At 72.1% G+C, this 25,581-nt stretch carries 22 protein-coding genes, 1 tRNA gene and 1 pseudogene; 22 read left to right on the top strand and 2 right to left on the bottom strand.

Annotated elements, in window-relative coordinates; genetic code table 11:
* Window positions 1-263: 263 nt before the first annotated feature.
* The 14 genes from ACWEVN_RS05840 to ACWEVN_RS05775 all read left to right on the top strand — a co-directional run bounded on the left by ACWEVN_RS05840 (window position 264) and on the right by ACWEVN_RS05775 (window position 12,129).
* A tRNA-Val gene (locus ACWEVN_RS05840) sits at window positions 264-335 on the top strand.
* A gap of 776 nt (window positions 336-1,111) precedes the next feature.
* Window positions 1,112-2,635, top strand: a complete 1,524-nt coding sequence (locus ACWEVN_RS05835; RefSeq protein ID WP_452050426.1) for a sugar transferase — start codon at window positions 1,112-1,114, stop codon at window positions 2,633-2,635.
* A gap of 984 nt (window positions 2,636-3,619) precedes the next feature.
* Window positions 3,620-4,234 (top strand): malonic semialdehyde reductase, encoded by a 615-nt coding sequence (locus ACWEVN_RS05830; protein ID WP_449680921.1) that lies wholly within the window; start codon window positions 3,620-3,622, stop codon window positions 4,232-4,234.
* 133 nt (window positions 4,235-4,367) lie between these two features.
* Complete coding sequence (gene thrS / locus ACWEVN_RS05825) at window positions 4,368-6,395, top strand: threonine--tRNA ligase (RefSeq protein WP_449680922.1); 2,028 nt, start codon at window positions 4,368-4,370, stop codon at window positions 6,393-6,395.
* Window positions 6,392-6,934 carry an HIT family protein gene (locus ACWEVN_RS05820; RefSeq protein ID WP_449680923.1) on the top strand — a complete coding sequence of 181 codons (543 nt, stop codon included), beginning with the start codon at window positions 6,392-6,394 and terminating at the stop codon, window positions 6,932-6,934. The genes thrS and ACWEVN_RS05820 overlap by 4 nt, the downstream gene beginning before the upstream one ends.
* A gap of 60 nt (window positions 6,935-6,994) precedes the next feature.
* Complete coding sequence (locus ACWEVN_RS05815; protein WP_449680924.1) at window positions 6,995-7,516, top strand: MarR family winged helix-turn-helix transcriptional regulator; 522 nt, start codon at window positions 6,995-6,997, stop codon at window positions 7,514-7,516.
* An 88-nt stretch (window positions 7,517-7,604) separates the two neighbouring features.
* Window positions 7,605-8,228, top strand: a complete 624-nt coding sequence (gene pgsA / locus ACWEVN_RS05810) for a phosphatidylinositol phosphate synthase (RefSeq protein WP_364246338.1) — start codon at window positions 7,605-7,607, stop codon at window positions 8,226-8,228.
* The gene (locus ACWEVN_RS05805; protein WP_449680926.1) at window positions 8,225-9,142 is read left to right on the top strand and encodes a phosphatidylinositol mannoside acyltransferase; all 918 of its coding nucleotides are present in this window, start codon (window positions 8,225-8,227) and stop codon (window positions 9,140-9,142) included. The genes pgsA and ACWEVN_RS05805 overlap by 4 nt, the downstream gene beginning before the upstream one ends.
* A gap of 18 nt (window positions 9,143-9,160) precedes the next feature.
* Window positions 9,161-10,309, top strand: coding sequence for a glycosyltransferase family 4 protein (locus tag ACWEVN_RS05800; protein ID WP_449681030.1), 1,149 nt, complete (start codon window positions 9,161-9,163; stop codon window positions 10,307-10,309).
* A complete protein-coding gene (locus ACWEVN_RS05795; RefSeq protein WP_310970397.1) occupies window positions 10,306-10,788 on the top strand; it encodes an NUDIX hydrolase in 483 nt (160 codons plus the stop codon). Before ACWEVN_RS05800 ends, ACWEVN_RS05795 begins: the two co-directional genes overlap by 4 nt.
* A gap of 1 nt (window position 10,789) precedes the next feature.
* Window positions 10,790-11,059 carry a hypothetical protein gene (locus tag ACWEVN_RS05790; protein WP_449680928.1) on the top strand — a complete coding sequence of 90 codons (270 nt, stop codon included), beginning with the start codon at window positions 10,790-10,792 and terminating at the stop codon, window positions 11,057-11,059.
* Complete coding sequence (locus ACWEVN_RS05785; protein ID WP_449680929.1) at window positions 11,056-11,307, top strand: hypothetical protein; 252 nt, start codon at window positions 11,056-11,058, stop codon at window positions 11,305-11,307. Before ACWEVN_RS05790 ends, ACWEVN_RS05785 begins: the two co-directional genes overlap by 4 nt.
* A 32-nt stretch (window positions 11,308-11,339) precedes the next feature.
* Window positions 11,340-11,606, top strand: coding sequence for a hypothetical protein (locus ACWEVN_RS05780; protein WP_449680930.1), 267 nt, complete (start codon window positions 11,340-11,342; stop codon window positions 11,604-11,606).
* 13 nt (window positions 11,607-11,619) lie between these two features.
* Complete coding sequence (locus ACWEVN_RS05775; RefSeq protein ID WP_449680931.1) at window positions 11,620-12,129, top strand: XdhC family protein; 510 nt, start codon at window positions 11,620-11,622, stop codon at window positions 12,127-12,129.
* A gap of 108 nt (window positions 12,130-12,237) precedes the next feature.
* Here the strand turns inward: ACWEVN_RS05775 and ACWEVN_RS05770 are convergent, their stop codons facing one another.
* Window positions 12,238-14,346, bottom strand: coding sequence for an elongation factor G-like protein EF-G2 (locus tag ACWEVN_RS05770; protein WP_452050425.1), 2,109 nt, complete (start codon window positions 14,344-14,346; stop codon window positions 12,238-12,240).
* 134 nt (window positions 14,347-14,480) lie between these two features.
* Between ACWEVN_RS05770 and ACWEVN_RS05765 the strand changes: the two genes are divergently transcribed.
* The 4 genes from ACWEVN_RS05765 (at window position 14,481) to ACWEVN_RS05750 (ending at window position 19,022) form a co-directional block, all read left to right on the top strand.
* Complete coding sequence (locus tag ACWEVN_RS05765; RefSeq protein WP_452050424.1) at window positions 14,481-15,923, top strand: FAD-binding oxidoreductase; 1,443 nt, start codon at window positions 14,481-14,483, stop codon at window positions 15,921-15,923.
* A gap of 31 nt (window positions 15,924-15,954) precedes the next feature.
* Complete coding sequence (locus ACWEVN_RS05760) at window positions 15,955-16,938, top strand: DUF5937 family protein (protein ID WP_452050423.1); 984 nt, start codon at window positions 15,955-15,957, stop codon at window positions 16,936-16,938.
* Between the two features lie 90 nt (window positions 16,939-17,028).
* Window positions 17,029-17,952: a pyridoxal 5'-phosphate synthase lyase subunit PdxS gene (gene pdxS, locus ACWEVN_RS05755; protein ID WP_449680934.1), complete on the top strand. Its 924-nt coding sequence runs from the start codon at window positions 17,029-17,031 to the stop codon at window positions 17,950-17,952.
* A gap of 89 nt (window positions 17,953-18,041) precedes the next feature.
* Complete coding sequence (locus ACWEVN_RS05750; RefSeq protein ID WP_452050422.1) at window positions 18,042-19,022, top strand: hypothetical protein; 981 nt, start codon at window positions 18,042-18,044, stop codon at window positions 19,020-19,022.
* 25 nt (window positions 19,023-19,047) lie between these two features.
* On the opposite strand, the gene ACWEVN_RS05745 is transcribed toward ACWEVN_RS05750, so the two are convergent.
* Complete coding sequence (locus ACWEVN_RS05745) at window positions 19,048-19,707, bottom strand: DUF4190 domain-containing protein (protein ID WP_452050421.1); 660 nt, start codon at window positions 19,705-19,707, stop codon at window positions 19,048-19,050.
* A 127-nt stretch (window positions 19,708-19,834) separates the two neighbouring features.
* Here ACWEVN_RS05745 and ACWEVN_RS05740 point away from each other — a divergent pair, with 127 nt between their 5' ends.
* From ACWEVN_RS05740 to ACWEVN_RS05725, 4 genes and pseudogenes are all read left to right on the top strand, one after another.
* Window positions 19,835-21,748: a hypothetical protein gene (locus ACWEVN_RS05740; protein WP_449680936.1), complete on the top strand. Its 1,914-nt coding sequence runs from the start codon at window positions 19,835-19,837 to the stop codon at window positions 21,746-21,748.
* Window positions 21,749-21,756: 8 nt separating this feature from the next.
* Complete coding sequence (locus ACWEVN_RS05735) at window positions 21,757-24,600, top strand: ATP-binding protein (protein ID WP_452050420.1); 2,844 nt, start codon at window positions 21,757-21,759, stop codon at window positions 24,598-24,600.
* Window positions 24,597-24,875 carry a hypothetical protein gene (locus ACWEVN_RS05730; protein WP_449680938.1) on the top strand — a complete coding sequence of 93 codons (279 nt, stop codon included), beginning with the start codon at window positions 24,597-24,599 and terminating at the stop codon, window positions 24,873-24,875. The genes ACWEVN_RS05735 and ACWEVN_RS05730 overlap by 4 nt, the downstream gene beginning before the upstream one ends.
* Window positions 24,872-25,581 (top strand): annotated as a pseudogene (locus tag ACWEVN_RS05725) (hypothetical protein); the annotation flags it as partial. The gene ACWEVN_RS05730 and the pseudogene ACWEVN_RS05725, both read left to right, overlap by 4 nt.

The raw sequence follows: 25,581 nt of genomic DNA, 5'->3' as shown, positions 1-25,581 counted from the left end.
CCACCCGTGACCACCCGCGGCGCGCAACTGACCGGCGCACCCCGCGGGGCCCACGCCTCCATACTGCGCGGTTTAGTCGCCGGGCGATAGCACCGTCGCACGGATGTCGAACGTGGCGTCAGGCGGCCCCCCGGCCGGACAACCCTGGCTAGCTCGGGGTTGTGCGTTCCGTACTCGTCGGTAAGCGGAGTGTGGTCGGTCAGGACCACCCGTTTGCAGGCGCCTGAAAGTCGTACGCTAATGTTGAGCCGAACACCGCGAGCGGGCGATTAGCTCAGCGGGAGAGCGCTTCGTTCACACCGAAGAGGTCACTGGTTCGATCCCAGTATCGCCCACGCGAGAGTCGAGAGAGCCCTGTCCGCCGAAGAGGCGGGTAGGGCTCTTTTGCTGTCTCCGGCGAGCCGGCCCCGAGGTCGGGTCGCGTTTTCCCGCAGGGGCCGGCCGGCCGCCGAAGCGGAGTGAACGATCCGTTCGGATCGTCCGTATCAGCTTGCGAGAGCGGTTCGCGCCCCGCCGCAGGGGCCTGCCGGACCTGCCTTCGAACCCTGCCGCTGCGGCGGCTTTCTGTCGAACGCCACCCTGCGGGAGGTCGGATGTGATCCTCGGCACGTCGGGCCGGCCGCGATTGCGTGGCCGCCCGGCAACGACGTGTGACAGAACCAGCGCGCGTGACGCCGCGACGACGAATGTCACCGAGGGTGGCCGCCCGGTCTTCGCGCCGGCGCCCGCCGCCTCGCACCGGTCCACTGTGGACCTTCGCGATCCCCAGTGTCCACAGTAGAGTCCCGAAGGCCGCGCTGGGCCGTTCGGCCGAGCTTGGTCCAGCCGGGTGCGGGCATCACCCTTTCCGTCACGGAATGTAGTTTTCACGGGGATACGCGCTATTGCGCATCGTCCTCATCTTGTTATCTTCCGGCCATTTCTTGGCGGGGATGTCGCGCAGCATGTGGCTGGAAATCCTTGTAACACTGCCGAGAGAGCCGCCGATAACTTGCCGTGTGAAGCCTCCGCGGGCGCTGCGCGACCACTGAGATGGGGTTAACTCTCCGAAATCATCTCTGGTGACGCTGCGTGCCTGCGGCTCAACTCGATCCAGTTCCCGGGAGGTCAGATGGAAGAGTCGGTGCGGCCTTCGTACACGGTGAGCCAGCCACCGCCGCACATCGACCTCCAGGCCATCCCGCGTCCCGCCAAGCGGGACGACGACCACCCCGGCGACGGCGGCCCGTCCGCCAAGGCGTGGCCCGCGGCCTGGGAAGCGCGGTACAGAGCCTGGGTCATCGGCAGCGACGTGTTCATCACGCTGCTGGTGATCGCGATCAGCGCGTTCGTCATCGATCGCGTTGCCCCGCACGACATGCACGCCTTCGGCACGATCCTCGCGGTGTTCGTCTCGCTGCCCGCCAGCCGGGCCTGGAGCTCGCGCGTGCTCGGCGAAGGCGCGGAGGAGTACCGCACCCTCGGCCGCGGCTTCATCACCGCCGCCGTCCTGGTCGCGCTCGGCGGCCTGCTGTTCGGTGCGCTCGAGGTCCAGGTCTGGGTGTTCATCGTCGTCCCGGCCATCGCGCTGGTCGCCTTTCCGCAGCGCTACCTGCTGCGTCAGGTGCTGCACCGCAAGCGTGCCAAGGGACTCTGCCTGCTGCCGGTGATGGCGGCCGGCAGCCCGGAAACCGTCGCCGACCTGATCGCCCGCACCCGCTCGGAGGTGCACGTCGGCTGGCGCGTCGAGGCCGCTTGCACGTTCAGCGGCCACGGCGAAGACCGCGACAGCGGCGAAATCGACGGCGTCCCGGTGGTCGGACGGCTGGAAGAGCTGTCCCGGCACGTGCGGCGCGGCGGCTACCGGGTGGTGGCGATCACCGCCGACCAGTACTGGACGCCGAAGCGGCTGCAGCGGCTGGCCTGGGACATGGAGGGCACCGGCGCGGAGATGGTCGTGGCGCCCGTGCTGATGGAGGTCGCCGGGCCCCGGCTCAACGTCACCGGCGTGCTCGGCATGCCCCTGCTGCGGGTCACCGCGCCGATGTTCACCGGCGGGCGGCGCGTCGTGAAGGAGATCGTGGACCGCTGCGGCTCGGCGCTGCTGCTCACCCTGCTGTCCCCGCTGCTGCTGGCGATCGCGATCGCGATCAAGCTGAACGACCGCGGCCCGGTGATCTACCGCCAGCGCCGCGTCGGCCGCGACGGCGCGACGTTCACCATGCTCAAGTTCCGGACGATGGTGACCAATGCGGACGCGATCAAGCAGACATTGGCGGCGGAAAACGAAGGGGCGGGCCCGCTTTTCAAGATGAAACGCGACCCGCGTATCACCCGCGTGGGTGGTTTCCTGCGCCGGTATTCGCTCGATGAGGTGCCGCAGTTGTTCAACGTGGTGTCCGGAAAGATGTCGCTCGTCGGCCCCCGGCCGCCGCTGCCGGAGGAAACCGAGCAGTACGCGCCCGACGCGCGCCGCCGTCTGCTCGTGAAGCCGGGCCTGACCGGGCTCTGGCAGGTGAGCGGGCGCAGCGACCTCACGTGGGCGGAGAGCATCCGGCTGGACCTGCGTTACGTCGAGGACTGGTCCCTCGCGCTGGACCTGGTGATCCTCTGGAAGACGTTCCGCGCGGTGATGGGCGGCCAGGGCGCCTACTGACCCGTTCCTCATCGCGCCGCGCACCACGGCCGCCGACTCCCGCTGGGGGGAGTCGGCGGCCGTGCCCGTTCCCGGGGTCCTGTGGATGAGAGGGCGCGGCGACGCGGTGGAGGCCCCGGAACTGTCGGTGCGCGCCGGTAGACTGGAGACCGGGGGCCGGAGGGCTGCCCTTTGCGCCGCCGCAGCCGCCCGGCAGGGTTGGGGAGCGGGGTTTCGGCTCGGGGAACTCGCGGGTGAGCAGGCGAGTGGTGGGGATTCGTGCTTCCTCGGGCTCGCATTGCGCCATCGGTCGCGCCTGGCCCATCGGGGGACTTCTCACCGCCCGCCCCACGTCATCACGGGGACTTCTGGCTGGCCCGCGCCTCGAGGCGAGGGGGACTTCTCGCCAGCTGCGCCCCTGCGGCGAGGGGCTCCTCGTCAGCCATGCCCTCAGGACGAAGGGGCTCCTCGCTGGCCGCGCCCCCACCGAGGGGACCTCTCGCCTACTGTGCTCCCACAGCGAGGGAGACTTCTCGCCGCCCGCCCCACATCATCACGGGGACTTCTGGCTGGCCCGCGCCTCGCGGCGAGGGGGCTCCTCGCCGGCCGCGCCTCGCGGCGCGGGGACTTCTCGCCGGCCGTGCCCCCAGGACGAGGGGCTCCTCGCCGGCCACACCCCGCGCCAGACAGACCTCGCCGGCCGTGACCCGCCGCCCGACTCCTCACCGGCCGTGCCCCTCCGCAAGACTCCCGACACCCGCCGAGCCGTCAGGCCGCCCCCGTACCCCCGTCCGCCACGGTAAAGCCTCCCCGGCCGGGCCACGTCGGATTGCCCCGTTCGCCCGGATTACCGGCGCCCGACGAGGCTACCGTGCCCCGATCGGCTGACCCGCCCTCACCGTCGGCCGTCCCCGCTGTGATTCACGCAACTGGTTGAACGCGAAATAGTTCAACGCTCAACCTGGTTGCACGGGGTACCGACCCAACGGAAGGAAGCACCGCCCCATGACCACCTTTGCCGAGCAGACCGAAGCCCTCGCTGTCCCCGCGGACGTCCAGAACCTGCTCTTCCGCGAGGCCCGCACGGCCAACAGTTTCAGCTCCGAGCCGGTGAGCGAGGAGCAGGTCCGCGCGATCTACGACCTCGTCAAGTGGGCCCCGACGTCGATGAACACCCAGCCGCTGCGGGCGCTGGTGCTCCGGACCGCCGAGGCGAAGGCCCGCCTGCTGCCGCACATGGCCCCGGGCAACCGGGACAAGACCGAAGCCGCGCCGCTGACCGTGGTGCTCGCCGCGGACGTCGACTTCCACGAGAACATCCCGCAGGTCTTCCCGCACGCCCCGCAGGTGAAGGACAACTTCGCCGACGAGCAGGGCCGCGTCGAGTTCTCCAAGCTGAACTCGCTGCTGCAGGTCGGCTACTTCATCATCGGCGTCCGCGCCGCCGGGCTGGCCGCCGGCCCGATGACCGGCTTCGACGCCCAGGGTGTCGACGACGAGTTCTTCGCCGGCAAGAAGTGGCGCTCGCTGGTCGTCGTCAACGTCGGCAAGCCGGGCGAGAACCCCTGGTTCGACCGCCTGCCGCGGCTGGACTTCGACCAGGTCGTCGAAACCCTCTGACGCAGCTCGGACGGGCCGTCTCCGAAGCCGGAGGCGGCCCGTCCGGCGTTCGCGCCACGCGCGTGAGGCGCGCGAGCGCCGCCGACTAGCATCGACGGCGTCATCTCTGTCACTCCAGCTTGAGGAGCCGATCGTGTCCCAGTCGCCCCCCGTTTCCCCCGTGGCCGCCTCCCGCGTGGTGGTACCGGCGGGCACTACGGCGGGCGCGGCGGTCCGCGAAGCCGGTCTGCCGACCAAGGGTGCGGACACGATCGTCGTCGTGCGCGACGCCGACGGGAAGCTGCGCGACCTCGCCTGGGCGCCGGAAGCCGACGCCGAGGTCGAGCCGGTCGCCGCGAACACCGAGGACGGCCGCAGCGTCATCCGCCATTCGGCCGCGCACGTGCTCGCCCAGGCCGTGCAGCAGCAGTTCCCGGACGCCAAGCTGGGCATCGGCCCGCCGGTCAAGGACGGCTTCTACTACGACTTCGCCGTCGACAAGCCGTTCACCCCGGAGGACCTGCAGGCGCTCGAAAAGCGCATGAAGCAGATCGTGAAGGGCGCCCAGCAGTTCTCCCGGCGCGTTTTCGACTCCGTCGACGAGGCCAAGAAAGAGCTCGCCGACGAGCCGTTCAAGCTCGAACTCGTCGACCTCAAGTCCGAAGTGGACACCGCCGAGGTGATGGAGGTCGGCGAGGGCGAACTCACCATTTACGACAATCTCGACCCGCGCACCAAGGAACGTGTCTGGAGTGACCTCTGCCGCGGCCCGCACGTGCCGACGACGAAGTTCATCCCCGCGTTCACGCTCACCCGCGTCGCCGCCGCGTACTGGCGGGGTAGCGAAAAGAACCCGCAGCTGCAGCGGATCTACGGCACGGCGTGGGAATCGGCCGAGGCGCAGGACGCCTACCTCGAGCGCATCGCCGAGGCCGAGCGCCGCGACCACCGCAAGCTCGGCGCCGAGCTGGACCTGTTCTCCTTCCCCGAGGAGATCGGCTCCGGCCTGCCGGTGTTCCACCCCAAGGGCGGCATCATCCGCCGCGAGCTGGAGAACTACTCGCGCCGCCGCCACGAGGAGGCCGGCTACGAGTTCGTGAACACCCCGCACATCAGCAAGGGCGAGCTGTTCCACACCTCCGGCCACCTGCCCTACTACGCGGACACGATGTTCCCGCCGGTGCAGTTCGACGAGGAGAACTACTACCTCAAGGCGATGAACTGCCCGATGCACAACCTGATCTTCCGCTCGCGCGGGCGGTCCTACCGCGAGCTGCCGCTGCGGCTGTTCGAGTTCGGCACCGTCTACCGCTACGAGAAGTCCGGCGTGGTGCACGGCCTCACCCGCGTCCGCGGGCTGACGATGGACGACTCGCACATCTACTGCACCAAGGAGCAGATGCCCGGCGAGCTCAAGTCGCTGCTCAAGTTCGTCCTCGACCTGCTCGCCGACTACGGCCTCTCCGACTTCTACCTCGAACTGTCCACCCGCGGTGACTCCGACAAGTTCATCGGTGAGGACTGGGAGTGGGAGGAGGCCACCGAGACGCTGCGGCAGGCCGCCATCGACTCCGGTCTCGAGCTGGTCCCGGACCCGGGTGGCGCAGCCTTCTACGGCCCGAAGATCTCGGTGCAGGCCAAGGACGCCATCGGCCGCACCTGGCAGATGTCGACCATCCAGCTGGACTTCAACCAGAACAAGCGGTTCGAGCTCGAGTACACCGCCCCGGACGGCTCGCGCCAGCGCCCGGTGATGATCCACCGTGCGCTGTTCGGCTCGATCGAGCGCTTCTTCGGCGTGCTGACCGAGCACTACGCGGGCGCGTTCCCGGCGTGGCTTTCGCCGGTGCAGGTGGTCGGCATCCCGATCACCGCCGACCAGGTCGAGTACCTGCAGGACGTCGAGAAGGCGTTGCGCGCCAAGGGGATCCGCGCCGAGGTCGACGCGAGCGACGACCGGATGCAGAAGAAGATCCGCACGCACACTACGCAGAAGGTGCCGTTCATGCTGCTGGCCGGCGCCAAGGACGTCGAGGCGGGCGCGGTGTCGTTCCGCTTCCGCGACGGCGGCCAGATCAACGGCGTGCCGGTGGAGAAGGCGGTCGAGGCCATCGCGGAGTGGGTCGCGCGCCGGGAGAACGCGTCGCCGTCGGCCGACGCGCTGGAGACGGTCGTTCGGTGAGTGAGGGTCCCGAGCTCGTCGAGCAGCAGGGCATCGGGGTCCAGGACGCCTTCCAGCGCCTCTGGACCCCGCACCGGATGGCCTACATCAAGGGCCAGGACAAGCCGGACGACGACGGCGACACCGGCTGCCCGTTCTGCCGGATCCCGGCGCTGGACGACAAAACCGGCCTGATCGTCGCGCGCGGCGAGCTCGTGTTCGCGGTGCTGAACCTGTACCCGTACAACCCGGGGCACCTGATGGTGGTGCCGTACCGGCACGTCGCGGACTACACCGAACTGACGGCCGAGGAGACGCGCGAGGTCGCCGAGTTCACCCAGCACGCGATGAAGGTGATCCGCGGCGTGTCCGGCGCGCACGGGTTCAACATCGGGCTGAACCAGGGCCACATCGCGGGCGCCGGGATCGCCGCGCACCTGCACCAGCACCTGGTGCCGCGGTGGGGCGGGGACGCGAACTTCATGCCGGTCATCGGCCAGACGAAGGTGCTCCCGCAGCTGCTGGGGGAGACGCGGGACCTGCTGGCCGACGCCTGGTGACAGGTGGTCCGACCGGGGAAAACTCCTGATTGAGTGTTCAACCGAGAGTATGATGGGGTCATGTCCGGAACCCGATGGCTCAGCGACGACGAACAGCGCGTCTGGCGTGAGTTCAACGCGGCCACCCGCATGCTCAGCGCGCACCTCGAAGGTCAGCTGCAGCACGACTCGGGCATGCCGCACACCTATTACGAAGTCCTCGTCGCGCTCTCGGAGGCCGAAGGTCGCCGGCTGCGGATGAGCGAGCTCGCCGACGCCCGGCAGGCGTCCCGCAGCCGCCTTTCGCACGCCGTCGCGCGGCTGGAGGCGAACGGGTGGGTGCGGCGCGAGGCCTGCCCGACCGACAAGCGCGGCGCCTGGGCGGTGCTCACCGACACCGGCTTCGCCGCGCTCGAAGCGGCCGCGCCCGGCCACGTCGAGGCCGTCCGGGAAAGCCTGTTCGACCCGCTGACGCCGGAGCAGGTGACGGCGCTCGGCGAGATCAGTGCCGCGATCCGCCGTCAGCTCTCGCCGAAGTGCGCCGCCGCCGCGGCCGCCGAAGCGGCGCGGGAGCACGAGGGCGAGCTCACGAAATCGGGCTGACCCGGGGCGGCGCGTCGGGTTCGCCGAGGCGGGTGGATAGGCTGCATTCGCCCACCCGACCCTCGTAGCCAGGTGCCTCGACGAACCGATGCTCAATATCTTCGCGCGTGCCTCCGTCTCCCGCGTCACCGATCCGATCGGCCAGGCGCTGGTCCGCGCCGGGCTGACCCCCAACGTGATGACCGTGCTCGGCACCGCCGGCGCGGTCGTCTGCGCGCTGGCCTTCTTCCCGACCGACCACCTGCTGTGGGGCACCTTCACGGTGTGGGGCTTCGCCATGCTCGACCTGCTCGACGGCGCCATGGCCCGCGCCCGCGGCTACGGCACCCCGTTCGGCGCGGTGCTCGACGCGACCTGCGACAGGCTGGTCGACGGCGCGCTGTTCGCCGCCATCGCCTGGTGGTGTTTCGTCGTCGACGACAATCGGCCGGCCGCCGCCGCGGCGCTGCTGTGCCTGGTGCTCGCCCAGGTCATCTCCTACGTCAAGGCCCGCGCGGACGCCTCCGGCCTGCCGGTCGACGGCGGGCTCGTCGAGCGCGCGGAGCGGCTGATCATCGCCCTGGTCGGCACCGGTTTGCACGGCTTCGGCATCCCGTACACCGTGGACGTGACGCTCTGGCTGCTCGCGGTGCTGTCGGTGATCACGCTGCTGCAGCGGACGGCCGCGGTGGCGAAGGCGGCCCGCGCGGCCGCCGGGGAGCAGCCCGCATGAGCAGGTTCAGCGAGCGGTTGAGCGCCTTCGGCTACGCGGCCGGGTGGAAGCTCGCCGGCTGGCTGCCCGCCGGGTTCGGCGGCACGGTGTTCTCGCTCGGCGCGGACCTCGCCGTCCGCCGCGACGGCGGGGGCGTGCGGCAGCTGCGCGCGAACCTCGCCCGCGTGGTGCCGCAGGCCGACCAGGTCGAGCTCGACGAGCTCACCCGGCGGGCGATGCGCTCCTACGCGCGGTACTGGCACGAGACGTTCCGGCTGCCGTCGATGGACCACAAGGAGGTCAGCACCAGGGTCGCGGCGTCGATCACCGGTGTGGAGAACCTGGACGCGGCGCTGGCCGAGGGCAACGGCGCGGTGATGGCGCTGCCGCACAGCGGCAACTGGGACGTCGCCGGCGTCTGGCTGGCCGACTACCTCGGCGGGTTCACCACCGTGGCCGAACGGCTGAAGCCCGAATCGCTCTACCGCCGGTTCGTCGAATACCGGGAGTCGCTCGGCTTCGAAATCGTCCCCCTCACGGGTGACAGCTCGGCGATGCGCGTGCTGCTGAAGCGCCTGCGCGAGAACAAGGCCGTCTGCCTGGTCGGCGACCGCGACCTGACCACCAGCGGCATCCCGGTGAAGTTCTTCGGCGAGAAGGCCCGTTTCCCCGGGGGCCCGGCGCGGCTGGCCGCGACGACCGGGGCCGCGCTGATCCCGGCCGGCTGCTGGTTCACCGAGGACGGCTGGCAGATCCGGCTGCACCCGCGCATCCGCGTCACCGCCCGCGCCGAGGTCCCGGCGGCGACCCAGGCCCTGGCGGACATCTTCGCCGGCGACATCGCCGCGCACCCGGCCGACTGGCACATGGTGCAGAAGTTCTGGCCCGCCGACCTCGAGGCCGCCGAGCAGGCAAGCCTCGAAGAAGCGAGCTGAGCGGTGGCCACGCGGCCGATGCGGGTCGGGATCGTGTGCCCCTACTCCTTCGACGTGCCGGGCGGGGTCCAGGGGCACGTCATCGACCTGACGAAGGCGCTGCTCGCGCGCGGGCACCAGGTGTCCGTGCTGGCGCCCGCGGACGAGGACGCGGAGCTGCCCGAGTTCGTGCACCCGGCGGGCAAGGCGCTCGGGATCCCGTACAACGGTTCGGTCGCGCGGCTGCAGTTCGGCCCGGTGTCGTACGCGCGGGTGCGGCGCTGGATCCGCGAAGGCGACTTCGACGTCCTGCACCTGCACGAACCGGCCGCGCCGAGCCTGTCCCTGCTGGCGCTGCTGATCGCCGACGGCCCGATCGTGGCGACCTTCCACACCGCGACCACCCGCTCGCGCACGCTCTCGGCGTTCCAGCCGGTGCTGCGGCCGCTGCTGGAGAAGATCACCGCGCGGATCGCGGTGTCCGCGCTGGCCCGCCGCGTCCAGGTCGAGCACGCGGGCGGCGACGCCGTGGAGATCCCGAACGGCGTCGACGTCGAGTTCTTCTCCTCGGCATCGCCGTTGCCCGGCTACCCGCGGGCCGGCGGCACGGTCGGGTTCGTCGGCCGGTTCGGCGAGCCGCGCAAGGGCATGGGCGTGCTGCTGGAAGCGCTGCGGCGGATCCTGCCGGAGTTCGAGGACCTGCGGCTGGTCGTGGTCGGCCGCGGCGACGACGACCAGCTGCGCCGTGACGCCGGTCCGGAGCTGGCTCCCCACTTGGAGCTGCTCGGCCAGGTCGACGACGCCACGAAGGCCCAGGCGCTGCGCAGCGTCGACGTCTACTGCGCGCCCAACACCGGCGGCGAGAGCTTCGGGATGATCCTCACCGAGGCGATGGCGGCCGGGACCCCGGTGCTGGCCAGCGGGCTCGACTCGTTCCGGCGGGTGCTCGACGACGGCCGCGCCGGGCTGCTGGTCGAGACCGGTGACCCGGCCGCGCTCGCGGACGGGCTGCGCGAGCTGCTCGGCGACCCGGCGCGCCGCGCGTCGCTGGCCGCGGCGGCGGGGGAGCGCGTCACGATGTACGACTGGTCGGTGGTGGCCACGCAGGTGCTGCGCGTCTACGAGACGGCCGTCGCCGCCGACCCGCGGCGGGTCGCGGCCACGGCGGAGCGGGAGCTCGCCCGGTGAGCGTGCTCGGCTGGCTGCTCCCGCTCCTCGCCCTGATCGTGCTGCTGGGCGGGCTCTTCCTGGTGGCGACGGCGAACCGGCTCGACCGGCTGCACGTCCGCACGGACGCCGGCTGGGCTGCGCTGGACGCGGCGCTGGCACGGCGGGCCGTGGTGGCGCGCGCGGTCGCTTCGGTGCTGGGCTCCCCGGGCCTGCGGACGTCGGCGGAACGCGCCGAAGCAGCGCCGCGGGCCGAGCGCGAAGCCGCGGAGAACGAGCTGACGCTGGAGCTGGGCCGCATCGACCGGGCGGGTCTGCCGGCCGAGCTGGCCGAGGAGCTGACCGACGCCGAGCACCGGGTGGTGATCGCCCGCCGCGTCCACAACGACGCCGTCCGCGACACGCTGCGGCTGCGGCGGCGGCGGAAGGTGCGGTACTTCCGCCTCGCGGGGACCGCGCCGTTGCCGGAGTACTTCGAATTCGCGGAGCCGGAGGTCTGACATGTGGTGGGTGGTCGTCGAGGAACAGCGCGGCGGCGGGGACGGGCGCACCTGGAACGTCACGAAGACGAAGCCGGCGGGCGGGGATCGCGAGCACGCCGACGAGGTGGCCCGGCGGCTGGCGTTTTCGCACGAGCCGGTGCACCCGTCGGGGGTGAAGGAACGGAAGGTGCTGCGGGTCGGCGACGGTTACCTGGTGATCGCGACCGGCCGGACCCAGACGTTCCACTTCCGCGTGACGCTCGGCGAGACGGTGGCGGAACCGGAATGACCTGGTGGGTGGTGGTCGAGGAGCAGCGCACCTCGGAGCGGCACTGGGCGCTGTCGGAGACGTTTTCGCAGCCCGACCAGGAGACCGCCGAGGCCGAGGCCCTGCGGCTGGCGCACGAGTACCAGCCCGCCTACCCGTGGTCGCCGAAGTCGCGGAAGGTGCTGCGGGGCCCGGGCGGGTACGTGGTGATCGTCGAAGGCCGGACGTCGACGTTCCACTTCCGGCTGAGCGTGCTCGAAGAACTCTGAAACCTCCGGCGGACCGGCCGCGTCGGAGGGGCATGAGTACGTGGTGGGTGGTCATCGAAGAGCAGGGCGGCGCGGGCGACGGGCGCGGCTGGGGCGTCGCCGACGCGGCGGGGTACGCCGACCGCGACACCGCGTTCGGCGAGGCGCACCTGCTGGCGAAGCAGCACCGGCCGCCGCGGCCGTCGTCGCCGCAGAAGCGGGTCGTGCTGCGGGTGAGCGACGGGTACCTGGTGCTGGTCAAGGGCAAGCTCGACGTCTGGCAGTTCCGCGTGACGGTGGGCGAGCAGGCCGGCGGCTGACACACTGGGCGGCATGAGCGAAACCTGCGACGTCGCCCACGGCACGGCTCCGGCCGACCCGGGGTTGCGGACCCTGGTGGCGGTGTTCGCGTCGCCGGTGTCGCGGTCCCTGCTGAAGTTCGCGAAGGAACTCGGCTACCACGTGGCGCTGTTCGAGCCCGATCCCGCGCGCGTCACCGACGTGCCCGAGGGCTTCGACGCGGACACGGTGCTGCCGCCGCTCGACGCGTCCGCCGACGTGGTCGTCACCGACCACCACCGGCCCGAGCTGGGGCAGGTGCTCAAGGCCGCGCTCGAAGGAGAGCCGCGCTGGATAGGCGTGCTCGGCAACCCGCGTCACCCCGGCCCGCACGTCGCCGCCCTGCAGGGGCTGGGCGTGCCGGAGTCCGCCATCGCCCGCGTCCACCGCCCGGTGGGCTTGAACATCGGCTCCCGCACCCCGCCCGAGATCGCCCTGGCGACCTTGGCGGGCCTCATCGCGGACCGCAACAACCGCCCCGGCGGCTTCGACTTCACCGCGTGACCCGCGTGATCGGAGCCGTGACCCGCGTGATTGAAGCCGTGACTCGCGTGATTGAAGCCGTTCCGCCTCGGATCACGCGAGTCACGGCCTCGATCACGCGAGATCCGGCTAGTGGACCGCCATTCCTTCCGGCATGGGCTCGAACCTGGCGTGGCGGCGGGTGAACGTCGCCGTGCCCGAGGTCATCGAGCGGAGGTCGATCAGGTAGCGGACCAGTTCCGTGGCCGGGACTTCCGCGCGGATCACCGTCCGGCCGCCTTCGCCCGCCTCGGTGCCCAGCACGCGGCCGCGGCGGGAGGACAGGTCGCCGAGGACCGTGCCGAGGTGCTCGTCCGGGAGCCGGATGGCCACCTCCTCCAACGGCTCCAGCATCGTGATGTGCCCGTTCGCCGCGGCCTCCCGCAAGGCCAGGGCGCCCGCCGTCTGGAACGCCGCGTCCGACGAATCCACGCTGTGGGCCTTGCCGTCCACCAGGGTCACCTTGACGTCGACGACCGGGTGGCCGTCGGCGAGGCCGCGCGCCAGCTGGGCCCGCACGCCCTTCTCCACGCTCGGGATGAACTGGTGCGGCACCGCGCCGCCGACGACCTTGTCCACGAACTGGAACCCGCCGCCGCGCGGCAGCGGCTCGACCTCGATGTCGCAGACGGCGAACTGGCCGTGCCCGCCGGACTGCTTGACGTGCCGCCCGTGGCCCTTGGCCGGCTTGCTGAACGTCGAGCGCAGGCTGATCTTCACCGGCTCGGTGTCGACGTCCGCGCCGCCCGCGCGCAGCCGCGAGAGCACGACGTCGGCGTGGGCCTCGCCCATGCACCACAGCACCAGCTGCCCGGTCTCGGCGTTGCGGTCCAGCCGCAGCGTCGGGTCGCCGGCGACCAGACGGGACAGGTTGCGGGCCAACGTGTCCTCGTCGCTGCGGGTCTTCGCGACCACCGCCACCGGCAGCAGCGGCTCCGGCATCGCCCACGGCTCCATCAGCAGCGGGTCGTCGGGGGAGGAGACGGTGTCGCCGGTCTCCGCCGAGCCGACCTTCGTCAGCGCGCAGAGGTCGCCCGCGACGCAGTAGGGCACCTCCCGCAGGGACGAGCCGAGCGGCGAATACAGGTGGGCGACGCGCTCGTCGGCGTCGTGGTCCTCGTGACCGCGCTCGGCGAGGCCGTGCCCGGACACGTGCACCGGCCGCTCGGGCCGCAGCGTCCCGGAGAACACCCGGACGAGGGACACCCGGCCGACGTAGGAGTCCACCGCCGTCCGGACGACCTCCGCGGCGAGGGGGCCCGCGGGGTCGGCGGTGATCGCGGCGTGCTCGCCGCCGTCCGGCGTGGTGACCTCGGGTGGCCGGTGCTCCAGCGGGGAGGGGAACGCGCGGACGATGCCGTCGAGCACCTCGGCCAGGCCGATCCCGCTGGTCGAGCACACCGGGATGACGGGGTGGAAGGACCCGCGCGCGACCGCGGTCTCCAGGTCGGCGATGAGGGTGGCCTCCGCGATCTCCTCGCCGGCGAGGTAGCGGTCCATCAGGGACTCGTCCTCGCTCTCGGCGATGATCCCTTCGATCAGCTCGTTGCGCGCCTCGGCCATCCGTTCCAGGTCGGCCGCGGCCGGCTCGCCGACCGTCGGCGGGTGCCCGCCGGAGTAGTCGAAGTAGCGCTGGGTGATCAGCCCGACCAGGCCGTCGCCCGCGGGCAGGTACAGCGGCAGCACCCCGGCGCCGAACGCGGCCTGGCAGGCGGCGATCTCGGCCATCGCGTCGGCCCGGTGGTGGTCGAGCCGGGAGACGACGACCGCGCGCGGCATCCCGACCGCGGCGCACTCCTCCCACACCGCGACCGTCGCCGCGTCGACGCCCTCGGAGGCGGAGACGACGAACAGCGCCGCGTCGGCCGCCCGCAACCCCGCCCGCAGCTCCCCGACGAAGTCCGCGTACCCGGGCGTGTCGATCAGGTTGATCTTGTGGCCCTGGTGCAGCACCGGCGCGACCGAAAGGCCGACCGAGCGCTGCTGGCGGACCGCCGCCGGGTCGTGGTCGCACACCGTGGTGCCGTCGACCACCGAGCCCGCCCGCGGCACCGTGCCGGAGGCGGCGAGCAGGGCTTCGGCGAGGGTGGTCTTCCCGGAACCGGCCGGGCCGACGAGCACGACGTTGCGGACCTTGGCGGGGTCGTCCACAGCGACGGCGGCCCCGGTGTCGGCGTTCTTGGCTTGTTTGTCTGCCATGACGACTCCTCGGCGAACGGCTGGTGTACGGGATGTGTCCTCGATCACACACCCGCTACCCTGGTCACGGCAAGGCAAGGCCTCCGGGACCAGCCGAATGCCCAGGGGGAAGTGCGGTGCGAGGGGGAGTGGTCATGGACAGGCGGGCTTTCTTGCGCATTTCCGGGGCGGTGCCGGTGGCGGGCCTGGCGGGGTGGCCCCCGCCGGACGACTGGGAGCGGCTCCGGAAGCGGCTTTCGGGGCCGTTGTTCCGGCCGGGCGACCCGGGCTACCCGGAGGCCAAGCAGGGCTTCTTCACGATGTACGACGACCGGATGCCGGCCGCGGTCGTCGGCGCGGCGCGCGTCGAAGACGTCCAGGCCGCGGTCGGGTTCGCCGCCCGGCACGGGCTGCCGGTCGCCGCCCGCAGCGGCGGGCACAGCTACCCCGGCTATTCCACTGTGGACGGCGGGATCGTGGTGGACCTCAGCCGGTTCTCCGGCATCGACGTGCGCCCGGACGGCCGCGCGGCGATCGGGGCGGGCGCCCGGCTGGGGCCGATCGCGGCGACGCTCGCCGCGCACGGGCGGGTCCTGCCGGCCGGCTCGTGCGAAACCGTCGGCATCGCCGGGCTCGCCCTCGGCGGCGGTGTCGGCCTGGTCGACCGCAAGCACGGGCTGACGTGCGACCACCTGGAGGCGGCGCGGATCGTCACCGCCGACGGCCGGGTGCGCACGGTGTCGAGGGCGGCCGAGCCGGACCTGTTCTGGGCGCTGCGCGGCGGGGGCGGCGGCAACTTCGGGATCGTCACCGGGTTCACCTTCTCGACCGTGCCCAGCGCCGACGTCGTCACCTACAAGCTCACTTTCCCGGCGGGCACCCAGGCCGCGTTGCTGGCCGGCTGGCAGGAATGGCTGCCAGGGATGCCGGACGAGCTGTGGTCGGGGGTGAACATCGGCGCGGCGACCGCCGAAACCAGCGGGACGTTCCTCGGCACCGAGGCCCGGCTGAAGCCGCTGCTCGACGACCTCGTCCGCCGCGTGGGCACCGCTCCCGCCGAGCGGGAGGCGCGGACGCAGGACCACTTGAGCGCGCTGCGGTCGTTCGACGACCACGAGGCCCGGCCCGGGGCGGTCGCCGCGCGGGCGGCGTACGTCGGCACCTCGCGCATGCTGCGGCGGCCCGTCGACGACCCGGCCGCGGTCGTCGAGGTGCTGACCCGGTTCCCGCGCGTCGGCACCCTCATCGACTCCGCCGGCGGTGCGATCGCCCGCGTCGGCGCCCGCGAGACGGCGTTCCCGCACCGGTCCGCCCTGGCGAGCTTCCAGTTCCTGCACGGCGCCGCGCCCGAAGACGGCGGCGAGGCCGAGGCCCGGCGCGCGCTGGCCGCCGTGCGCGACGGGCTGGGGCCCGAGTTCGGCACCACCGGGTACGTCAACTACCTCGACCCCGACATGCCGGACTGGGCGCAGGCGTACTACGGGGTGAACCTGCCGCGGCTGCGTGCCGTCGCCCGGAAGTACGACCCGGACGGGGTTTTCGCCTTCCCGCAAGGGCTTTCCAGGCCCCGCTCGACCGTCCACATCGGAGCTACTTAGACTGCGCGGACTTCGTGCAGGGAGGCAGCGCGTGCTCGATCTGGCATTCTCCACAGAGGACCTGGCGCACACCCGGTTCGCGTTCTCCCCGGCCTGGGAGATCGTCGCGAGCGTCCGCGTCCTGAACGCCCCGGGGCAGCACGCGCTGCACCTGCCGTGGATCAAGCGCGCCACGGCGGCGCTGACCGAAGCCGGCCTCGACATCGGGCTGCTGCGCGACCTCGTCCCGCTGCGGCACCTGCCCGGGTTCCTGGCCGGCACGCCGTCGACGCCGCTGCCCGAACTGGCCGACGAGCTCGCCGACCTGCGGGACGTGCCCGCCCGCCTGGTCCGGCGCGAGCTCGACGCGCTGGCCGGGCCGCGCTCGCCCGCACTGACCCGCCTCCACCGCGAGCCGGAGGCGGGCCTCGACCGGCTCGCGAGCCTGATGGAGCAGTACTGGCACCTCGTACTGGCCCCCGACTGGCCGCGGATCCGCGCGCTGCTCGAGGCCGACGTGCTGTACCGGTCCCGGCTGCTGGCCCAGGGCGGCGCCGCCGAGCTGTTCAACGACCTCACCCCGCTGGTCCGCTGGCAGGACGGCACGCTCACGGTGGCGCACCGGCACCTGCACGCGGCCGTCCCGCTCGACGGGCGCGGCCTGGTGCTGGTGCCCTCGGCGTTCGTCTGGCCGCGGGTGTTCTCCAAGACCGACGCGCGCTGGCAGCCGGTGCTGCGCTACCCGCCGCGCGGGATCGCCACGCTGTGGGAGACCGGCACGGCCACCGCGCCCGGCGCGCTGGCCGCCGTGGTGGGCCGCGGCCGCGCGATGCTGCTGACCGAGCTGGCCGCGCCGGCGTCCACCGCGGAGCTGGCCCGCCGGAGCGGGCTGAGCGCCGGGGCGGTGTCGCAGCACCTCGGCATACTCAACGCTGCGGGCCTGGTCAACCGGCATCGTGCGGGACGTCACGTGCTCTACGTGCGTACTTCGCTGGCGGAAGCCCTGGTCGCGGGCACCGGCGAAGTGGACTGCTGAGATACCCGCGTACTGGCCTGCTTGAAGGGTCCACCGCCGACCTACTCTCGGACTCGTCACCCCCTGTTCTCCTTGTGGAAAGGCCCCGTCGTGTCCGAGCAGCAGACCGCCCCCTCCACCGGCACTGTCCAGTCCGTCACCGGCACCGCCAAGGTGAAGCGCGGCATGGCCGAGATGCTCAAGGGCGGCGTGATCATGGACGTGGTCACCGCCGAGCAGGCCAAGATCGCCGAAGACGCCGGCGCGGTCGCGGTGATGGCCCTCGAGCGCGTGCCCGCCGACATCCGCGCCCAGGGCGGCGTCGCCCGGATGAGCGACCCCGACCTGATCGACGGCATCATCGAAGCCGTCTCGATCCCGGTGATGGCCAAGGCGCGCATCGGCCACTTCGTCGAGGCGCAGGTCCTGCAGTCCCTCGGCGTCGACTACGTCGACGAGTCCGAGGTCCTCACCCCGGCCGACTACGCCAACCACATCGACAAGTGGGCGTTCACGGTGCCCTTCGTCTGCGGTGCGACCAACCTCGGCGAGGCCCTGCGCCGCATCACCGAGGGCGCGGCGATGATCCGCTCCAAGGGCGAGGCCGGCACCGGCGACGTCTCCAACGCGACCACCCACATGCGCCAGATCCGGCAGGAGATCCGCCGGCTGACCTCGCTGCCGGAGGACGAGCTGTTCGTGGCGGCGAAGGAGCTCCAGGCGCCGTACGAGCTGGTGCGCGAGGTCGCGCAGGCCGGCAAGCTGCCGGTGGTGCTGTTCACCGCGGGCGGCATCGCCACCCCCGCCGACGCGGCGATGATGATGCAGCTCGGCGCCGAGGGCGTGTTCGTCGGCTCGGGCATCTTCAAGTCCGGCAACCCGGCCCAGCGCGCCGAGGCGATCGTCAAGGCGACGACGTTCTACGACGACCCGGACGTCCTGGCCAAGGTGTCGCGCGGCCTGGGCGAGGCGATGGTCGGCATCAACGTCGAGGAGCTCCCGGAGCCCCACCGCCTCGCCGAGCGCGGCTGGTAACGAGAGGATCGGGGTCCACGCCGCCGATGTTGCGGCGTGGACCCGGCCATCCGGTGGTGTAGGTGACTCTGCGCCCAGAGAATGGAGCCGTGGAACGGCGGATCGACTTCTCGCGCGATCGGCACATGCTGTGCGGGACCTGCGGCCATCGGTGGATCGTCGATCTCGACTGGGTCGAACGGTGGGAACAAGGGCGGGAGGCATGCCGCGGCTGCGGCATGACGTGCGAGCACGAGGACTCGCCCCGGGTGACGGTCGACCCCGGCGACCCCGCACTCGACGACGACCAGGTCGCGCGGCTCTTCTGGTACCACACCAGCACGCAACCGGACTGGCCGACGAGAGACTTCGATCCGGCAGCCGTCCTCACACCCGAGACCCGCACGGCGATGGGCGGCGATCGGCGTGTCGCAGACTGGGCCGCGCGCCAGCGCGCGAAGGCGCTGCACGTCGGCACGTACGAAGCCGCGGTCCAGAACATGCTGCGGCGGATCGGCGATCAGGGCGACCACGGCAAACAGTTCCATCTTTACCGGGTCCACCTGAAGCCGTCCGTCGTCGTGCGGGAGGACTGGCTCATCGATCCGAGCGACTTCGCCGGCGATGTGGTGCTGGCCGAGGTCTGCCCTCCCGGTGTCGACGTCGCCCGCTACCTCAACCATCACGAGGACCCCGGCGGACTCTCCCTCGCGCTGGGGCGGGACTCGATCGCCGAGGTCCAGCAGGTCGCCGTTCCGCTCCCGGAGGCCTGGGACGCTGGCTGGGTCCGGGATGCCGCCACGGCTCTCGCCGACGCCTCCGACACCGCTGCACCGGCGATCGACGGACTGCGCCGATTCAGGCGGCCGCCCTCGCCGCGCGTTGTCCTGGGTCGTGAGCTCGGGGCGGCTCTGGCCGGCAGTCTGCCGGTCGGCCTTCAGTGCCAGTTCGCGCGGGCCGCGGTGTTCGACGAGGACGACGAACCGATGCGGTGGGCGCGCCGGACGAGTGGCCTCTTCCAGCTGATCGGGCATCCCGAGCGTGCGCTGTCGACGCTCGACCAGCAAGAACGCCGACCGGTATCGGCGTAACCCTCGCCGTCGGCGGGGCGTCGCTTCAGTGGCTCAACGGAGCCGTGAACTGCTGGCTCGAGGACGCCTGCAGGGTGCAGACCGCGGCTGACTTCCCGGCCAGCCAGGCCTTCGAGTCCGGGTAGAAGACGCCGAGGTCGGCCTCGACCGGTGGGTTGTACGCCGCCCCGAACTTGGCGGTGCGGCGGGCCTCGCAGCCGGTCTTCGCCTGCTTTTCGAGGTAGTCCTCGCCCGGGTACTCGCCCTTGAGGAAGCCGGTCAGCGGCACGGTGTCGAACACTTCGCCGTCGTGCGGTTTCGCGCAGTCGGCCTTCGTCGCGTCCAGGCCGTAGCCGTCCGGGGTGTTGTAGCACTCGCCGACCTTGAGTCCCACGATCGTGGGTGTCGTTCCCGTCGTCTTGGCCTTGTCGGTGATGTAGATGACGCCCGCGGTCAGCCCGCCCGCCCACAGCAGGCTCAGCACGATGCCGGCGATGGCCATGCCGCGCCCGGACTGCCCGGTCCGGCCGATCTGGACCAGCGCCACGATCCCCAGGACCAGGGCGGGGATCAGGGACAGGCCGCAGAGGCCGAGGAGCCCGAGGATCAGCGACGCGGTCGCGAAGCCGTTCCGGCCCGTCGGTTTCGGCGCGGCCTGCACCCCGGGCATCCACTGCGGCGGGTTCGGCGGGTACTGGTCGGACATGGTTCCCCCTGCGTGATCGACATCGAGCGACGGTCAGTATGGACAAAACCGGGGGAAAGTGTCACACCGGGTTAGACCATCCGGCACAATGGCCCCCGACACGGGCGGGGCGAGGACCGGAGGCGCTGTGCAGGGGCGGGACGTGGTCGTGGCCGGGCGGACGACGGAGATGTGGGAGCGGCTGTTCCAGCCGACCGAGCGGTGGGGCTGGGAGTTCGTCAAGCCCGTGCCCGCGTCGGTCAGCCCGGAGGCGAACACCCCGCCGGTGGCGGAACAGGTGTACGCGCCGCAGGACTACCAGCTGCGGGAGAAGCGCAGCAAGCGGGCGTGGCTCGGGCTGCTCGGCTACGTCGTGCTGGCCTTCGTGATCTCGCTGATGGCCGCCGGCATGGTGAGCGCCGTGGCCAAGCAGGTCCCGGTCGCCGTCGAGGTGACGGGCTGGGTCGTGCTCGGCATCGGCGTCCTGCTGGCGGTCTTGAACCTCCTCCGCACCCGGCGCCGGTTCAGCGTGATGAAGCGCGACTACACCACGCGCTACAACGACGCCGTCGAGCGCTACAACCAGGCCTACACCTCGTGGCAGCAGCGCGTCGCCGACCACGACCGGCGGGAGGCGCAGCGGGTGGCGGCGGCGATGCGCTGGTACCCGGTCCAACTGACCTCCCGCCCGGCCCGGATCGACGTCTTCGGCGGCACCGAGGACGGCTGGGCGAGCCTGCTCATGACCGTCGGGTCGACGCAGCTCGCCGCCGGCTCGTCGGTCTTCCTGCTCGACTTCACCGACCTCGCGGTGGGGGACAACCTCGCCGTCGCGGCGGCGGGCAAGGGCTACGCCGTCGCCGTCCAGGAGCTGCCCCGCGACCTCGCCGAACTCGGCATCATCGCCGACCTCGACGCCACGGAGCTGGCCGAGGTGATCGCCGAGACCATGCACACGATGAACCGCACCCAGTTCGGCGCCGACCTGCGCGGGCTGCACATCGACCTGCTCACCGCCGTCGGCGAGCGGCTGAGCGGCCCGCCCACCTTCGCCAAGGTCGTCGCCGGTCTGCAGGTGTTCCGCCGGGTCTACGACGCGGGCTCCGACGACACCCTTTCGCCGGACGAGGTGCGCAAGCTCAACTCCTATGTGGACACCGTCGGCGGCACCGAGCAGACCCGCAACGAGCTCCAGGCGCTCGAAGGCGAGCTGCGCGGGCTGGCCAGGGCGGAACGCGCGTCGGAGAAGCAGACGACGGCGGGCTTCCGCGCGTTGTGGCCCGTGCGGGGGTATTCCGTCGTCGCGACCCGGTCGAAGACCGGCCGGCACCGCCGGCTCGTCGAGCACCTCGTCTTCCACCGCACGCTGCAGGAGCTGCACACGCGCGAGTCGACCGGCCGCGAGACGCTGATCGTCGCGGGGGCCGACCAGATCGGGCTCGAATCGCTCGAGGCCATGGCGCGCCAGGCGCGCCGCGCGGGCGTCCGGCTGATCTTCCTCGTCCAGCACCTGCGCGACGACATGCAGAAGCTGCTCGGCGCCGCGGGCACCGTCACCCTGCTGATGCAGCTCGGCAACGGCGACGAGGCGAACAACGCCGCGGAGTTCATCGGCCGCGGGCACAAGTTCGAGCTGTCGCAGCTGACCCTCCAGGTCGGGCGGACGCTGACCCACGGCACCGCCTCGACCGAGGGCGGCTCGGTGGGCATGCAGCGGTCCCGGGGCTACACCTACGGCGGGTCGTCCGGGGGCTCGACGGGGCCGGGCGGCTCGAGTTCGAGCTCGAGCAGCTCGTGGAGCACCACGAACACCACGACCCACAGCCGGGAGCAGAACTGGTCGGAGACGGTCTCCCAATCCGAGGCCGACTCCCAGAACCGCGGGGTGACCGCGGCTCGCGTGTACGAGTTCGAAGTCGAGCCGACCGCCCTGCAGGGGCTCGCGCCGACGGCGTACGTGATGGTCGAGAACGGGTCGTCGGGCCGGCGGGTGCTGACCGGCGACTGCAATCCGGGCACCGTGCTGCTCGACCGGGTCGCCGATCGCCCCCGCATCGGCTGAGGCACGCCGTGCTGGAGGGGTTCGCGTTCCACGACCTGCTGGCCGTCCCGCGCGGCGACGACTTCGCGGCGGGGGCGGACCGGCCCGACGAGACCGGCGGGCGCTCGCCGGCGCAGCTGTTCGCAGCGCTGTCCGCAGCGCACGCCGACCTGCGGTTCCGCGGCCCGGACGCGGCGTTCGCCGTGGCGTGGGAGCGTCCGGAGGGCAGCCGCGCGTTGCGCGTCCTGGTCGGGGGCCGGCCGCACTCGCCGGTGGCGCGCGCGAAGGAGGACGGTGTCGTCCCGGTGCTGTACCCGCCGGGTGGGCTCGGCCGGGCGGCGGACACCGCGGAAATCGCGCGGCGGTGGGCGGCGCTGCCGTCCTGGACCCGCTGCACGGGCGGCTCCGATCCACTGTGGACACCCCAGTCCGGCGCCGAGGCGCCCGGCCGGGGCGGCTTCGACGACTACGTCGCCCACATGCCCGGCGCGTTCGCCTGGCTGGTCGTGGCGGAACCGGTGGGTGCCGAGGCGATCGAACGCGAGCTGCTCGGGCTGGAGACCACGATGCCGCGGCTGCGGCAGCGGGAGAACTCCGAGCCGGACCGGATCGCCCTGCTGCGCGCGGAAGGCCGCTTCCGGGAGCTCTCGCGCGCCCAGCCGGCGGGCCTGTGGAGCGTGCACGTGCTGGTCGGTGGCCCGGACGAGGCGGCGACCCGCGCGGCGGCCGCGTTGCTGTGTAGCGCCAGCGACCTCGACGCACTGCCGTACGTGCTGACGCCGGGCACCGACTGCGCCGGGTTCGCCGAAGTGTGGGACAAGCCCGTCGAAAACGGCGCCCTGAGTTCGCCGTTCCGGGCGACCGGCGAGCTCGTCGCGGCGGTCGCGCGGCCGCCGCGGCGGGAGCTGCCGGGCATCCGGATGACCGAGCCGCCATTGTTCGATGTCACGCCCGAGTACACCGGTGACGTCCCGCTGGGCACGGTGCTCGACGACGCCGACCGGCCGGTCGGGGAGTTCGGCGTCGCGCTGGACACGCTCAACCGGCACACGTTCGTCGCCGGGGCCACCGGTTCGGGGAAGTCCCAGACCGTGCGGCACCTCCTGGAAGGCCTGCACCGCGCCGGGGTGCCGTGGCTGGTGATCGAGCCCGCGAAGGCCGAGTACGCGGCTATGGCGGGCCGGCTGGGCGCCGACGGCCTGGTGACGGTGATCCGGCCCGGCGACCCGGCGGCCTACCCCGGCGGGCTCAACCCGCTCGAGCCCGTCGAAGGCTTCCCGCTGCAGACGCACCTGGACCTCGTCCGCGCGCTGTTCCTGGCCGCCTTCGACGCCGACGAGCCGTTTCCGCAGGTCCTGGCGCAGGCGCTGACCCGGTGCTACGCCGACCAGGGCTGGGACACCGTGACCGGGCAGGTGCGCGGACGCGTCGGCCCGGTGAAGTACCCGAGCCTCGGCGACCTGCAGGCGACCGCGATCGAGGTGGTCAAGGGCATCGGCTACGGCAAGGAGGTCGCCGACAACGTCCGCGGCTTCGTCGACGTCCGGATCGGCTCACTGCGGCTGGGCACACCGGGCCGGTTCTTCGAGGGCGGGCACCCCCTGGACGTGGCGGCGCTGCTGCGGGGCAACGTCGTGCTGGAGATCGAGGACATCGGCTCCGACGCCGACAAGGCGTTCTTCATCGGGGCGGTGCTGATCCGGCTGTTCGAGCACCTGCGCGTCCACCACCGGCACGGCGCACGCGGGCTGAAGCACGTCCTGGTGCTGGAGGAGGCGCACCGGCTGCTGAAGCGCGCCGAGCCGGGCAGCCCGGCCGAGCACGCGGTGGAGCTGTTCACGTCGCTGCTGGCGGAGATCCGCGCGTACGGCGAAGGGATCGTCGTCGCCGAGCAGATCCCGGGCAAGATCGTGCCGGACGTCATCAAAAACACCGCGTGCAAGATCCTGCACCGCCTGCCCGCCGAGGACGACCGGCTGGCGGTCGGCGCGACGATGAACCTGAGCGAGGCCCAGTCCCGCCACGTCGTGACGTTGCCGCCGGGCCGGGCCGCGGTCTTCACCGACGGCATGGACCGGCCCCTGCGGTTGCGGATGCCGCTGAACGAAGGCGCCGAGGACACCGCACGGGTGTCGAAGTCGCCACCCGTGGTCGCGCGCCGGAGTGCCGCATGTGGACGGTTGTGCGCGGCGTCGCCGTGCACGCTGGGCCGGATCAGCGAAGCCGCGCACCGGGCGGACGCCGACCCGAAGCTGGTGCTGTGGCTGGAATTGCTGACGGTCGCCCACATCACCGGTCGTCGGGCCCCCGAACCGGACCGGGGCTGGCTGGCCTCGCTGCAGCGTTCGTTCGACGAGCAGACACTGGAATGCGCGGTGGCCCACCGCATCCAGGCCGCGGTCGACGCACGCTACGCGGGCATCGCGGAGTACAACGCGCCCGGCGAGTTCGTCGCGCATCTGGCGGCCAGTGCCACGCGCACGCTGAACGGCGAGCCGGGGTGCGCGTTCCCGGAAGTCCGGTGGCAGGCGGGCACTTACCGCTGGTTCGACGTCAAGAGGGCGTTGAAACCCCGGGAAGGCCGGGACGACACACCGCACCCGGCAACGGAATCGTGGGCGGCGCGCGGCCTGGTGCTGGAGGGCCGCACCCGCGCCGAGCAGCTGGCCGAGCTGCTCGACCGCCCCGAATGCTGGCGCGACGACGACCCGACGGTCCTCGGCACGGTACGGCCTACGCCGATCGACACGGCGGTCCGGAAGCTCAGCCGGGAACCGGACCCGGGCAAGCGGCTGCTGCACGCGGCGGGGTTCTTGAACCTGCCCAACAGCTGGGCGGTGGCGGTGCTCAAGCTGGGAGGAGGCGCGCGGTGAAGGAAACCGGCGAAGTCTCCGGCGCGTCCGACGAACCGGACGAAGTGAGGCCGGCCGAGGGCATGCAGGAGGCCGACGACGAAGAGCTCGAGGCCCGGGAGGACGTCCGCGCCGACGTCGCGGTGGAGGTCGCGAACACGGTGGGCGGCGAGATCGCGGCCGCGATCACCCCGGTGGCGCGGGACCTTTACGAGAACCGAGAGCATTGGAAGATCCAGGCGGACGCGGCGCTCGCGAAGATCGAGCGCAAGTTCGGCAAGAAGAGTGAAGAATGAACGAGACGAGCGAAGCGCCGGAGAGTCCTGAAGGTTCCGAGGGGGCCGAGGGTTCCGAAGCCGACGACCCGGGCCAGGGCGCCGAGGAGCCGGAATCGGCCGACCGGAGCAGCCCGCAGGAAGCCGACGACGAGACGGAGTCGGACGACCCACCCCCACCGGACCAGGCGGACGACGCCGACAACCCACCGGCGGCCGATCACGGGCAGGACGGCGAGCCCCCCGGCACGGGACCCCAGGAAGCCGACGACGAAGCCGACGACCCGGACGACAGCGAGGTTCCTTCCGCGCAAGGGGAGGAGACCGGCGACGCGGAGGCCGAGGAGCCCGAGGCCGCAGAGCCCGAGGCGGCGGAGGCCGGGGAGCCTGAGGCGGCTGAGGCCGGAGAGTCTGAGGCGGCGGAGTCGGAGGCCGTGGAGACTGAGGCTGCCGAGACCGAGGCCGCGGAAGTTGAGGCTGCCGAGACCGAGGCTGCCGAGACCGAGGCCGCGGAATCTGAGGTGGCAGAGACTGAGGCCGCGGAGGCTGAGGCTGCGGAGACCGAGGCTGCCGAGACCGAGGCTGCCGAGACCGAGGCTGCCGAGACCGAGGCCGCGGAGACCGACGCCGCGGAGACCGAGGCCGCGGAATCTGAGGTGGCAGAGACTGAGGCCGCGGAGGCTGAGGCTGCGGAGACCGAGGCTGCCGAGACCGAGGCTGCCGAGAC

It is taken from the genome of Amycolatopsis sp. NPDC003861 (assembly GCF_053605405.1).
This window is presented reverse-complemented; position numbering and strand designations above follow the sequence as displayed.